Below are 12,503 nucleotides of genomic sequence, written 5' to 3'. Positions count from 1 at the left end.
CGAATTATAGACTTCCAGAATCTGCCGTCAACCCTTAATTCAGCTTTTCTATCAATCCATCCCCACAATCACGGAATTCGTCTATATAGGAAGGAACCCTTAACCAACTGAGCAATATATTGCCCAACGCTCGACAGTTAAGCATCATAGCCACTCGGTTTCTTTCAATACGACCTCGGACGAATACCCTCAATGACCACTTCCCCGCGTAGCCTGGCTTCGACACTGTTTCCGGTCGGCCTGCTACTCATTGCCATGGCCTCTATTCAATCAGGCGCCTCACTCGCCAAAAGCATGTTCCCCATCGTGGGCGCCCAGGGCACCACCACCCTGCGCCTGATTTTCGCCAGTGTGATCATGCTGCTCCTTTTACGCCCATGGCGCGCCAAGCTGACAGCCAAGTCGTTGCAGACGGTGATCGTCTACGGGATGGCGCTGGGGGGAATGAACTTCCTCTTCTATATGTCGCTGCGTACCGTTCCGCTGGGAATCGCAGTAGCCCTCGAATTCACCGGCCCGCTGGCAGTAGCCATCTACGCTTCGCGACGCGCCGTAGACTTTCTCTGGATAGCCTTGGCGATTGTCGGACTTCTGCTATTGATCCCAGTGGGCGAAGCCAGCAGCGGCATTGACCTCACAGGCGCCGCCTATGCACTCGGCGCAGGTGCGTGCTGGGCACTCTACATTCTGTTTGGCCAAAAGGCCGGCGCCGACAATGGCGTTCAGACTGCGGCCCTCGGCGTAATGATTGCAGCGTTGTTTGTTGCACCGATAGGTATCGTCCACGCGGGCGCCGCACTCCTCACACCCTCGCTGATCCCGATCGCCATTGGTGTCGCGGTTTTATCCACCGCCCTGCCCTACACCCTGGAGATGGTCGCCCTGACTCGCCTGCCAGCCCGCACGTTCGGAACCCTGATGAGTATCGAACCCGCGTTCGGCGCCCTGTCCGGGCTGTTTTTCCTTCAAGAGCACTTGTCCCTGGCGCAATGGCTGGCCATCACCTGCATTATCCTGGCCTCGGTGGGTGCAACCCTGACCATGCGTAACGAATCAAAACCACTCGTTCCAGCCGATTGATTCAGGATTTGACGTAGCTATGGCATTTGCCGCTCAATTAGGCCATGTTTAGGTCGTAACCCAGTGTCATTCATGGAGATTTTCGATAAGGACATCATGAACGCTACACTCGAGAGCGAGCAAAGCCAGCTTCGTGCACTTAAGCGAGGCGGCTATTAAGGATAGTAATGAAGCGAATTTTGATGCTGTTCATGATTGTGGCAATCGCAGGTTGTGCCGCGACCACCAAGACCGAAGTAAAACGGGGAAAGAAGGGCCTGCATATCAACTGCTCAGGCCTGTCCTCTTCCTGGGACCAGTGCTACGCCAGTGCAGCTAATTCGTGTGGCGCCAAAGGCTATAAAGTCATCGCCAAGTCGGGGGACAACGCCGAAGACCCAGGCGACTACCCGTTCGGTCTTAACCCCGCCGGCTACACAAGCCGAAGCATGATTGTCATCTGCAAGTAACTGTCGATGACCTCACAGCCTCGACAGCTGCTGGCTGAGCACCTCGTAGTTCGATGACAGGACCTGTGCCTGCACCTGCGGGTCGACCATCATCCGCGCCACCACCAGGGCGCCGATGCATTGCGACAGAATCGACCACGCCAGGGCCTCGCTGCCCAGTGTTGCTGCCCACCCCACCTGCAATCGGCAAATCCAGTCCTGCGCCTGTTGACGAACGGCCACATCAGATCGCGCAATCTCCGCCCCCAGGCTCGGCAACGCACATCCGGCTTCGGATTGCTCCACATGGGCCATGCTCAGGTAGAACTTCAAACAGCGATCCAGCCGCTCACGGCTTTGCACCCCGTCGCCATTCAATCGCTCAAGGCTGTGGCTCAATTCACGCTCGACAATCGAACTGAACAATTCATCCTTCGAAGCGAAGTGGCTATAAAACGCACCGCCACTCAAGCCAATGGCCTTCATCAAGCCATCCACCCCGACACTGGCAAAACCCTCTTTCTTCGCCAGTGCCGCACTGCTGTTCAGAAGCTTTTCCCTGGTTTGCTGCTTGTGAATAGCCGAATATCGCATCGCTTCCTCCACTGTGCTGTCAGCTTGACGCCTGCTGGATCGTAGCATAACGTTCGTTTGGCAAACGATCGTTTACTAAAGGATCTCCCATGATGAACAACAAGAAAATCGTACTGGTAGTGGGTGCCGGCGATGCCACAGGTGGTGCCATCGCCAAGCGTTTCGCCCGTGAGGGTTACGTCGCCTGCGTCACCCGGCGCAGCGCCGATAAACTGCAACCCTTGGTGGATAGCATCCACGCAGCAGGTGGCGAGGCGCATGGCTTTGCCTGCGATGCCCGCAAGGAAGAAGACGTTATCGCGCTGATCGAGCGGATTGAAACCGAGCTGGGCCCCATCGAAGCCTTCGTGTTCAACATCGGCGCCAATGTGCCGTGCAGCATCCTGGAAGAAACCGCCCGCAAGTACTTCAAGATTTGGGAGATGGCCTGTTTCTCAGGCTTCCTCAACGCGCGGGAAGTGGCCAAGCGCATGGTCACCCGTAACCGCGGCACCATCCTGTTTACCGGTGCCACGGCCGGGTTGCGTGGAGCCGCCGGCTTTGCCGCGTTCGCTGGAGCCAAACACGGGATCCGTGCACTGGCGCAAAGCATGGCTCGCGAACTGGGCCCACGGAATATCCACGTCGCCCACGTCGTCGTGGATGGCGCCATCGACACCGACTTCATCCGCGACAACTTCCCGCAAAAATACGCCCTCAAGGATCAGGACGGCATTCTCAATCCGGACCACATCGCCGATAACTATTGGTACCTGCACAGCCAGCCCCGGGACGCCTGGACCTTCGAGCTGGACCTGCGCCCCTGGAATGAACCCTGGTAAGCGCGCCCCATAACAATAAACTGCGAGTATCCAGCATGAGTAAAACAGTAGAATTTTTCTTCGACCTCGGCAGCCCTGCCACCTATCTGGCCTATACCCAACTTCCAGGCCTGTGCGCTGCAACCGGCACCCAGCTGATTTACAAGCCAATGCTGCTGGGCGGGGTGTTCAAGGCCACCGGCAATGCGTCACCGGCCACCGTTCCCGCCAAAGGTCGCTACATGTTCCAGGACCTGGCACGCTACGCCCAGCGCTACCACGTTCCGCTCAAGTTCAATCCGCACTTTCCCATCAACACATTAATGCTGATGCGTGCGGTCACCGGCGTCCAAATGCGCCAGCCCGAACGCTTTCTCGACTTCATCGACTGCCTGTTCCACGCACTCTGGGTCGAGGGCCGACACTTGGGAGACCTGTCTGTGGTAGCCGCAGTGCTGACCGAACACGGCTTTGATCCTGAAGCAGTCCTGGCGCTGACCAACGATGACGAAGTCAAGACAACCCTCAAGGACAACACCGAACACGCGATTCAGCGTGGCGTATTCGGTGCCCCCAGTATGTTCGTCGGCGACCAGTTGTTCTTTGGCCAGGATCGCCTGGACTTTGTGCGCGAAGCGCTGGGCTAGATCGCAGTCGTGCGCACCTGCAACCACTCCAGCGCTGCACCGCTGAGCAGCGGGCTCAGGCGCTCACGGACGTGTGCGTGGTAATCGTTGAACCACTGGCGCTCCTCCACCGTCAGCAATAACGGCTCCAGGCAACGGGTGTCGATCGGACACAGTGTCAGTGTCTCGAACTTGAGGAACTCGCCAAACTCGGTCTTGCCCGCTTCACGGTTCAACACCAGGTTCTCGATGCGCACACCCCAACGCCCCGGACGGTAAGTGCCGGGCTCGATGGACGTAATCATGCCGGCCTGCATCGCGGTTTGCGGTGCGGCGACGGCTTGATAGGCGATCACCTGCGGGCCTTCATGCACATTGAGGAAATAGCCGACGCCATGACCGGTACCGTGGCCGTAGTCCACACCCTCGGCCCAGATCGGCGCACGGGCAATCGAGTCCAGCAGCGGCGAGAGAATGCCCTTGGGGAAATGTGCACGGGACAACGCGATCACCCCCTTCAGCACCCGCGTGCAGTCGCGCTTCTGCTCTTCGCTTGGCGTCCCGATAGGCACCATCCGCGTGATATCGGTCGTGCCGCCCAGGTATTGGCCACCCGAGTCGATCAGCAGCAAGCCATCGCCCTCGATCAGCGCGTGTTCTTCTTCGGTCGCGTGATAGTGCGGCATCGCGCCATTGGCGTTGAATGCGGCAATCGTATTGAAGCTCAGCGACACATAACCCGGACGACGGGTACGCGCTGCCGTCAGGTGCTCATCAATGGTCAGTTCGGTGATGCGCTCACGGCCCAACGCGCTGTCGAGCCAGGCAAAGAATTCACACAGGGCCGCGCCATCCTGCTCCATGGCCTGGCGAATGTGCTCGGCGTCCGCCAGGCTCTTGCGCGATTTGGCCAAGGTGGTCGGGTTAAGCCCCTCGATCAGCGTGACGCCACTGCCCAGGTTTTCCAGCAAGCCGGCGGTCACCCGGGCCGGGTCGACCTGCACACTCGCGCCCGAAGGAATGTCCTTCAACGCAGCTGCGACTTCGCTGTAATCGCGCAGGGTCACGCCATCCTGTTCCAGCACCGCGCGAAGCTCGGCGTCGACTTTGCTCAGGGCCACAAACAGCGTCGCCTGCTGCTGGCCGATCAAGGCAAACGAGACAAACACCGGGTTGAACGAAACGTCGCCACCCCGCAGGTTAAACAGCCAGGCAATGTCATCCAGGGTCGCGATGAAATGCCAGTCGGCCCCCTTTTCCGTCAAGCTGGCACGCAGGGCTGCGAGCTTCTCGCCACGGCTGACGGTGGCCTGGGGTGGCAGATGTTGATAGATCGGTTGGTTCGGCAAGGTTGGACGGTCTTGCCAGACTTCATTCAACAAGTCGATATCCGTGCGCAAGCGTGCACCACGTGCCTCCAGCTTGCTGCCCAGGGTGCGCGCCGAGGCCACGGCCATGACCGCGCCATCAACGGCCACCACGCCGCCTTCCGGCGTCTGCTCCGCGAGCCATTCCAGCGGCCCGGGCTGGCCGGGTTGCAGCTTGACCAACTCGATGCCACTGCCCTTGAGCTCCTTGGTCGCCTGTTCCCAATAGCGGCTGTCTGCCCATACACCGGCAAAATCCGCAGTAACAATCAGCGTGCCCACCGACCCATGGAAACCCGACAACCACTGACGGCCCTGCCAGTAACCCGGCAGGTATTCGGACAAGTGCGGGTCCGCCGACGGCACCAACAGGGCATGAATGCCCTCGCGGCTCATCAGTTCGCGGGTGTGCGCCAGGCGCTGGGGAACCGTTCCATGGGTCAAAGGCTGTGTGCTCATCGTGTCTCCTGCTAACCACTAATAATTGTTATGGGGTCAAACGGCCCAGAACGCCGGTGCGCTGGCCAGTGCCGCCTTGATCAGCTGTACCGCCTGATCGATATCCTGCTCGGTGGTAAACCGCCCGAGGCTCAAGCGAATGGTGCGACCTGCGCTGCGGGCATCATGGCCCAGCGCCAGAAGCACATGGGACGGTGCATTGCTCGCCGAATTGCAGGCCGAAGTGGCCGAGAAGGCAATGCCCGCGCTCAAGGCGGCGGAATTGAACTCGCCTTCGCTGAACGTCAGGCTCAGGGTGTGGGGAATGCGTTGGGTAAGGCTGCCATTGAGGCGCACCCCGGCAATTGTATTCAGCTGTTCCAGCAGGCGCTCGCGCAAGGCAACGATGGTCGCCTTTTCTTCAGCAAAGGACGCTGCCGCCAGGGCAAACGCGGTGCCCATGCCGGCAATCTGGTGAGTTGCCAGGGTGCCCGAACGCAAACCACCTTCATGGCCACCGCCGTGAATCTGCGCCAGCACTTTCTGCTGCGCACGTGGGCCGACGTACAACGCGCCGATACCCTTGGGACCATAGAGTTTGTGTGCGGAAAATGACATGAGGTCCACTGGCCATTCGGCCAGGTCAATCTCGACCTTGCCTGCGCCCTGCGCCGCATCCACGTGAAACAGCGCGCCATGCTCGCGCACGCGTGCGCCAATCGCCCGGATATCGTTAAGAGTGCCCAGCTCGTTGTTCACCAGCATCAGCGACACCAGGAAGGTGTCCTCACGCAATGCTTCGCTCACCGCCTCGACACTGATCAAACCCTCGGCGTCCGGCACCAGGTACGTCACGGCAACCCCGGCTTCCTGCAACTGGCGAGCGGTGTCGAGCGTGGCCTTGTGTTCAATCTGGCTGGTGATGATGTGCCCGCCGGCCACGCCGCGCGCCTGGGCAACGCCCTTGATGGCGAGGTTGTTGGACTCGGTGGCACCGGAGGTCCAGACAATCTGTGCCGGCTCGGCGCCGACCAACTCAGCCACCTGGCCCCGTGCCCGCTCAACCGTTTGCCGGGCCTGTTGGCCGAACGCGTGGGAACTGGACGCAGGGTTGCCGAAGTTGGCATTGAAGCCCAGACACTCAACCATCACCTGGATGACCCGCTCATCCACCGGCGTGGTGGCGGCGTAGTCGAAATACAGCGGACGTTTATTCATGACGTTAAAGACTCGCAGAGCAGGTTCCCGAGAACAACGTCTCAGGGGCCGCAATCAGGAAGGAAGATGGTTTACCTGATCCCGTGCCGTTAAAGAAAGACCACTTTATTTAAAAGTGCGTAGGAACGCTCCTGAAATTCAGCTTAACAGGCTCCGGGAAACGGATGGCAAACAAAAAGCCCGAGGTTCCTGTGGGAAACCTCGGGCTTTTCAGACCTCGCCACTGACTCAACTGGGGCGACCGTGCAGCGTCATGCTGCGCTCGGCATTCATCTCACCCTGACGGTCGAAACCGAAGGTGTTCCGTGGCTGGCCGGTCAGTTCGGCTTTCTTCTGTTGGTATTCATCAAATGACAGGCCTCGACGGCTCAGGGCTTCAAGCGCCAGTTCCTTGCTCTCCTCGGCCGAGTAGCCACGCAGTTCGGGCGACGAATGCGTCGCACAACCGGCAAGGACTGAGGTGACAAGCAATACGGAAATGGCGAGAAAACGGTTCATGGCGAAGGTCCTGCGAAACGGGCTGAAGTCAATGAGTACAGGCTACTCCCGCCCCTGCACGGTGAAAAATCATCAGCCGTGATAGTCGCTATCAACCTTTGCGACACTTCTGATAGTCGCGCCATATATTCCATTTAGGTCTATAAATATGGAAATACGTTCATTTACGGAATAAACACAACCCTCTATAAATGGCCTCAACACTCACGCCACTGTTCGCCTGGCAACTGTTGCCCAGGCAACAGTCATTCAACAAAACACCAGGCAGACAACACCACCATTTTCCAACACCTGGCACAGAGGCCACGCCAGTCAAGGGCTGCACAGCTTGGTACAGCTCTTGCTCAAGCCCTGCTACTGCTCTTGCCCTGAGCCACTGTTGAAAAAGGAACTGTTGATGACCCGTCCACTGAATGTCGTTGCCCTCTCCGGCGGAACCTGGCGTCCGTCCCGCACCCTGGTGTTGACCCAGGCGGTGCTGGCCGAACTGGCCGATCAATTGCCGATCCAGGCCACCCTGATCGAACTGGGCGACATTGCCCGGCCGCTGGGCGGCGCACTGTCCCGCCAGGAATTGCCCGCCGACGTCGAAGCGCAACTGCAGGCCATCGAACAGGCCGACTTGCTGATCGTTGCCGCGCCGGTGTATCGCGGCTCCTACCCCGGCCTGCTCAAGCACCTGTTCGACCTGGTCGACCTCAACGCCCTGATCAACACCCCGGTGTTGCTGGCGGCCACCGGCGGCAGCGAACGCCACGCCCTGGTACTCGATCACCAGTTGCGCCCGCTGTTCAGTTTCTTCCAGGCCCTGACCTTGCCCATTGGCGTGTACGCCACCGAGGCCGATTTCACCGATTACCACATAACCAGTGAGCCCTTGAAGGCCCGCATTCGCCTTGCTGCAGAACGCGCCGCGCCGTTGTTTGCCGCGCATCCCACCTCTCTGCTGAAAATCGCTTAAGGATTTGTCATGGATGTTTTCTGGTTTCTGCCTACACACGGTGACGGCCACTACCTGGGCACCACCCAGGGCGCTCGCCCGGTCACCCTCAACTATTTGAAACAAGTCGCCCAGGCCGCCGACAACCTCGGCTACCACGGCGTGCTGATTCCCACCGGCCGCTCCTGCGAAGACTCCTGGGTGATTGCCTCGGCGCTGGTGCCGTTGACCGAACGCCTGCGTTACCTGGTGGCGATTCGTCCGGGGATCATCTCGCCAACCGTCTCGGCCCGCATGGCCGCCACCCTCGACCGCCTGTCCAATGGCCGCCTGTTGATCAACGTGGTGACCGGCGGCGACCCCGACGAAAACCGCGGCGACGGCAGCTTCCTCGATCACAGCGAACGCTACGAAGTGACCGACGAATTCCTCAAGATCTGGCGCCGCGTGCTGCAAGGCGAATCGGTGGATTTCGAAGGCAAACACCTGCGCGTGCAGAACGCCAAGGCACTTTACCCACCGGTGCAGAAGCCATATCCACCGCTGTACTTCGGCGGTTCCTCGGACGCTGCCCACGACCTCGCCGCCGAACAAGTCGACGTGTACCTGACCTGGGGCGAACCACCGGCCGCCGTCGCCGAGAAACTCGCCGACGTGCGTGAGCGCGCCGCCCGCCACGGGCGCACCGTCAAATTCGGTATTCGCCTGCATGTGATCGTGCGCGAAACCGAAGAAGACGCCTGGAAAGCCGCAGCCAAACTGATCGAGCACATCAGCGACGAGACCATCGCCGCCGCGCAAAAATCCTTCTCGCGCTTTGACTCCGAAGGCCAGCGGCGCATGGCCGCCCTGCACGACGGGCGCCGCGACAACCTCGAGATCGCCCCCAACCTGTGGGCCGGCGTCGGCCTGGTACGTGGCGGCGCGGGCACGGCCCTGGTGGGCAACCCTCAGCAAGTCGCCGAGCGCATCAAGGAATACGCAGACCTGGGCATCGAAAGCTTCATCTTCTCCGGCTACCCGCACCTGGAAGAGGCGTATCGCTTTGCCGAACTGGTGTTCCCGCTGCTGCCGGAACCCTACGCCAGCCTGGCCGGGCGCGGCGTCACCAACCTCACCGGGCCGTTCGGCGAAATGATTGCCAACGACGTCCTGCCGGCAAAAGCCAAGGCCTGACCTGCCGTCTGCCGGGGCACGCCCCGGCACACCATGAGGAGTACCGCGTGACAGCCAAACCCAACAGCGTCTTGCCCTCACCCTTGCAGACCGCCAAACTGCTGGCCGCCGAATTTGCCCTCACTGCCGTCGAACGCGACGAGCGCGGCGGCACACCGAAGACCGAACGTGACGCCCTGCGCCAAAGCGGCTTGCTGGCCCTGAGCATTCCCACCCAGTACGGCGGCCTCGGCGCCCGCTGGAGCGAAACCCTGGAGATCGTGCGCGAATTCGCCAAGGTCGACAGCTCCATCGCCCACGTCTTCGGTTTTCATCACCTGATGCTCGCCACCGTTCGCCTGTTCTCACGCCCGGAGCAATGGCAACCCTGGTTCGAACAAACCGCGCGCAAGAACTGGTTCTGGGGCAACGCCCTTAACCCGCTGGACACGCGCACGGTGGTCAAAGCCTACAACGGCTGGCGCGAATTCTCAGGCAAGAAGAGCTTTTGCTCCGGTGCCAGCGACTCGGAAATGCTGATCGCCTCGGCGGTGGATGAAAGCGCCGGCGGCAAGCTGCTGATCGCGGCCATCCCCAGCGGGCGCAGTGGCATCACCCTGCACAATGACTGGAACAACATCGGCCAGCGCCAGACCGACAGCGGCAGCGCCAGCTTCGAACGGGTACGCGTGGAAGAGTCGGAATTGCTCCTCGATCCCGGCCCGCTGAGTACGCCCTTCGCCTGCCTGCGCCCGCTGATCGCTCAACTGACCTTCACCCATATGTTCCTCGGCATCGCCGAAGGCGCGTTTGCCGAAGCCCGGAATTACACCCTGACCGAAACCCGGCCCTGGCATAAATCCACGGTGCAGGACATTCGCCAGGACCCGTACGTGCTCAACCACTACGGCGAATTCTGGGTCGCGCTGGAAGGCGTGCGCCTGCTGGTGGAACGCGCCGCCGAACTGCTGGACCAGGCCTGGGCCAAGGGCCCGAGCCTCAGTGAAAGCGAGCGCGGCGAGCTGGCCATCGCCATCGCCACGGCCAAGGTCGCTGCCACCCGCAACGGCCTGGAGCTGTGCAGCCGCCTGTTCGAAGTCACCGGCGCGCGCTCCACCCACGCCTCGCTGCGCCTGGACCGGCACTGGCGCAACCTGCGCACGCAAACCTTGCACGACCCGGTGGACTACAAGCTCCACGAACTGGGGGACTGGGCGTTGAACCAGTCCCTGCCGATTCCCACGTTCTACTCCTAGAAGAGGTGCCCATGCAGCTTTTAACCTTACCGCCCTCGCCCGCTCTTGCGACCTCGATCCGCGCCACGGCCCAGGTCTTCGAAGACCCCAAATCCCAGGCGCTGCTGGCGCACATCCAGCAAGTCGCGCCCAGCGAAGCCAGCGTGTTGATCATCGGCGAAACCGGCACCGGTAAAGAGCTGGTGGCGCGCCATATCCACAACCTCAGCGCCCGACGCAACCGGCCCTTCGTGGCCGTGAACTGCGGCGCGTTTTCCGAGTCCCTGGTGGAAGCCGAGCTGTTCGGCCATGAAAAAGGCGCCTTCACCGGCGCCCTCAGTGCCAAGGCCGGCTGGTTCGAAGAGGCGGACGGCGGCACCTTGTTCCTCGATGAAATCGGCGACTTGCCGATGGCGATCCAGGTCAAGCTGCTACGGGTACTGCAGGAACGCGAAGTGGTGCGCCTGGGCTCACGCAAAAGCATTCCCATCGACGTGCGGGTATTGGCGGCCACCAACGTTCAGTTGGAGAAAGCCATCAATGCCGGGCATTTCCGCGAAGACCTGTACTACCGCCTAGACGTGGTCAGCCTCGAACTCAGCCCCCTGCGGGATCGGCCCGGTGACATCCTGCCACTGACCCGGCATTTCATCGAAGCCTACAGCCAGCGCCTGGGTTACGGCCCGATCACCATCAGCCGCGAGGCCGAGCAGAAACTCAAAAGCTACAGCTGGCCGGGCAACATCCGCGAGCTGGAAAACGTGATCCACCATACCCTGCTGATCTGCCGCAACGGGGTGATCGAGCGCGACGACCTGCGCCTGTCGAACATGCGCATCGAGCGTCAGGACGACAGCCAGCACGGCACCGACAACAGCGCCGAAGCCCTGCTGGAACGCGCCTTTCAAAAGCTCTTCGAGGAACAGGCCGGGGCCCTGCATGAAAAGGTCGAGGATGCGCTGCTGCGCGCCGCCTACCGCTTCAGCCATTACAACCAGGTGCACACCGCCAACCTGCTGGGCCTGAGCCGCAACGTGACCCGTACCCGTTTGATCAAGATCGGCGAGCTGGCGGTGAACAAGCGACGCCCCGGCGAAAACGTACAGGGCGAGCGCATGCTGCACCTGTCAATTTAGGCGGCAGTGCAGAGCGTTGTCATGGCTGCGCTCGATGCTGCGCAGCACCTGGAACGAACCGAAGGTCACAGCCGTGGCCTGGTGGGCGCGGATCAGCGTCCAGAAGTCTTCCTCACCGTGCTCAAAACACTTGAAGGCCGCTTCCCCCTCCTCGCGGGAGCGCCATTGCAGGTAGCTGAGCACCCGGCGCCCATCATCGCTGACCTGCACGCTGGCATTGATAAAGCCGCCATGGCCTTGGGCCAGGCGCTCGCTTTGCGATGACAGGGCCTCTACCAACGCGGATTGCTGCTGAGGCTCGATGTGGAATTCGACCATCTGGGTAAAACTCAGACTCTTCTCTAATACCTGCATGAACATTCCCCTCTCACTGTAGGCACAATCTTGCGATTCGATGCCACGCAGGGTAAAACCTCTAGTTAAGTCAAGGTCAAGGGCTTTTTCATGGTCACCAAAGAACTCACCGTCGGCCAATTGGCAGCCCGCAGTGGCGTGGCGGTTACCGCGCTGCACTTTTATGAAACCAAGGGATTGATCAAGAGCCACCGCAACGCCGGCAACCAGCGGCGCTATCCGCGGGATGTGTTGCGCCGGGTGGTGGTGATCAAGATTGCCCAGCGTTTGGGCATTCCCCTGGCGACGATCCATGACGCGCTGCAAACCTTGCCCGATGGCCGCACGCCCAACGCTGCCGATTGGGAGCGCCTGTCTGCGCTATGGCGTGAGGACCTGGACCAGCGCATCGAAAAACTGATGTTGCTGCGGGACAAACTCAACGGCTGTATTGGCTGCGGGTGCCTGTCGCTGGAGGCGTGCCCGCTGCGCAATCACGACGACGTACTGGGTGAGCGCGGGCCTGGGGCACAACTCTTGGAGCCGTCCACATAATGGCGGGGTAAAACTCGATCAATGTGGGAGCGGGATTGCTCGCAAAAGCGGGGTGTTCGTCTCCAAATGCAGTGGTTGATCCACCCCATTCGCGAGAACG

Annotated in this window: 14 protein-coding genes; 9 read left to right on the top strand and 5 right to left on the bottom strand. The window is 60.8% G+C overall.

Annotated elements, in window-relative coordinates; all coding sequences use genetic code 11:
* Nucleotides 1-192 precede the first annotated feature (192 nt).
* Together rhtA and ACW9I6_RS24610 are read left to right on the top strand one after the other, a co-directional pair.
* Nucleotides 193-1,080 (top strand): threonine/homoserine exporter RhtA, encoded by an 888-nt coding sequence (rhtA, locus tag ACW9I6_RS24615; protein WP_003210146.1) that lies wholly within the window; start codon nucleotides 193-195, stop codon nucleotides 1,078-1,080.
* Nucleotides 1,081-1,247: 167 nt separating this feature from the next.
* Nucleotides 1,248-1,529: a hypothetical protein gene (locus ACW9I6_RS24610; protein WP_003210144.1), complete on the top strand. Its 282-nt coding sequence runs from the start codon at nucleotides 1,248-1,250 to the stop codon at nucleotides 1,527-1,529.
* 12 nt (nucleotides 1,530-1,541) lie between these two features.
* Here the strand turns inward: ACW9I6_RS24610 and ACW9I6_RS24605 are convergent, their stop codons facing one another.
* Nucleotides 1,542-2,102 (bottom strand): TetR/AcrR family transcriptional regulator, encoded by a 561-nt coding sequence (locus ACW9I6_RS24605; RefSeq protein WP_457339945.1) that lies wholly within the window; start codon nucleotides 2,100-2,102, stop codon nucleotides 1,542-1,544.
* Between the two features lie 92 nt (nucleotides 2,103-2,194).
* Here ACW9I6_RS24605 and ACW9I6_RS24600 point away from each other — a divergent pair, with 92 nt between their 5' ends.
* Entirely contained in the window at nucleotides 2,195-2,923 is a 729-nt protein-coding gene (locus tag ACW9I6_RS24600; protein WP_457339944.1) for an SDR family oxidoreductase, read from the top strand.
* A 35-nt stretch (nucleotides 2,924-2,958) separates the two neighbouring features.
* Nucleotides 2,959-3,549: a 2-hydroxychromene-2-carboxylate isomerase gene (locus ACW9I6_RS24595; RefSeq protein ID WP_102369598.1), complete on the top strand. Its 591-nt coding sequence runs from the start codon at nucleotides 2,959-2,961 to the stop codon at nucleotides 3,547-3,549.
* Here the strand turns inward: ACW9I6_RS24595 and ACW9I6_RS24590 are convergent.
* The 3 genes from ACW9I6_RS24590 to ACW9I6_RS24580 all read right to left on the bottom strand — a co-directional run bounded on the left by ACW9I6_RS24590 (nucleotide 3,546) and on the right by ACW9I6_RS24580 (nucleotide 7,049).
* A complete protein-coding gene (locus ACW9I6_RS24590; RefSeq protein WP_457339943.1) occupies nucleotides 3,546-5,354 on the bottom strand; it encodes an aminopeptidase P family protein in 1,809 nt (602 codons plus the stop codon). The genes ACW9I6_RS24595 and ACW9I6_RS24590 overlap by 4 nt on opposite strands.
* A gap of 36 nt (nucleotides 5,355-5,390) precedes the next feature.
* Entirely contained in the window at nucleotides 5,391-6,551 is a 1,161-nt protein-coding gene (locus ACW9I6_RS24585; protein WP_008430857.1) for a cysteine desulfurase family protein, read from the bottom strand.
* A 228-nt stretch (nucleotides 6,552-6,779) separates the two neighbouring features.
* On the bottom strand, nucleotides 6,780-7,049 hold the full coding sequence (locus tag ACW9I6_RS24580) for a hypothetical protein (RefSeq protein WP_008430855.1): 270 nt from the start codon (nucleotides 7,047-7,049) through the stop codon (nucleotides 6,780-6,782).
* Between the two features lie 397 nt (nucleotides 7,050-7,446).
* Between ACW9I6_RS24580 and msuE the strand changes: the two genes are divergently transcribed.
* Genes msuE through ACW9I6_RS24560 form a run of 4 tightly spaced genes read left to right on the top strand, consistent with a single transcriptional unit; the run spans nucleotide 7,447 to nucleotide 11,515 of the window.
* Nucleotides 7,447-8,010: an FMN reductase gene (gene msuE / locus ACW9I6_RS24575; protein ID WP_003210131.1), complete on the top strand. Its 564-nt coding sequence runs from the start codon at nucleotides 7,447-7,449 to the stop codon at nucleotides 8,008-8,010.
* Between the two features lie 9 nt (nucleotides 8,011-8,019).
* Nucleotides 8,020-9,165, top strand: coding sequence for an FMNH2-dependent alkanesulfonate monooxygenase (gene ssuD, locus ACW9I6_RS24570; protein ID WP_003210130.1), 1,146 nt, complete (start codon nucleotides 8,020-8,022; stop codon nucleotides 9,163-9,165).
* Between the two features lie 47 nt (nucleotides 9,166-9,212).
* Nucleotides 9,213-10,400, top strand: coding sequence for an acyl-CoA dehydrogenase family protein (locus ACW9I6_RS24565; protein ID WP_003210129.1), 1,188 nt, complete (start codon nucleotides 9,213-9,215; stop codon nucleotides 10,398-10,400).
* Between the two features lie 11 nt (nucleotides 10,401-10,411).
* On the top strand, nucleotides 10,412-11,515 hold the full coding sequence (locus ACW9I6_RS24560; protein WP_003210127.1) for a sigma-54 interaction domain-containing protein: 1,104 nt from the start codon (nucleotides 10,412-10,414) through the stop codon (nucleotides 11,513-11,515).
* Here the strand turns inward: ACW9I6_RS24560 and ACW9I6_RS24555 are convergent.
* Nucleotides 11,507-11,869 (bottom strand): antibiotic biosynthesis monooxygenase, encoded by a 363-nt coding sequence (locus ACW9I6_RS24555; protein ID WP_457339942.1) that lies wholly within the window; start codon nucleotides 11,867-11,869, stop codon nucleotides 11,507-11,509. The genes ACW9I6_RS24560 and ACW9I6_RS24555 overlap by 9 nt on opposite strands.
* A gap of 90 nt (nucleotides 11,870-11,959) precedes the next feature.
* Here ACW9I6_RS24555 and soxR point away from each other — a divergent pair, with 90 nt between their 5' ends.
* Nucleotides 11,960-12,403, top strand: coding sequence for a redox-sensitive transcriptional activator SoxR (gene soxR / locus ACW9I6_RS24550; protein WP_008430848.1), 444 nt, complete (start codon nucleotides 11,960-11,962; stop codon nucleotides 12,401-12,403).
* Nucleotides 12,404-12,503 lie beyond the last annotated feature (100 nt).

This window comes from Pseudomonas sp. SDO5522_S412 (assembly GCF_054071215.1).
The sequence above is the reverse complement of the archived record's forward strand: the minus strand, read 5'-3'. Positions and strand labels throughout refer to the sequence as shown.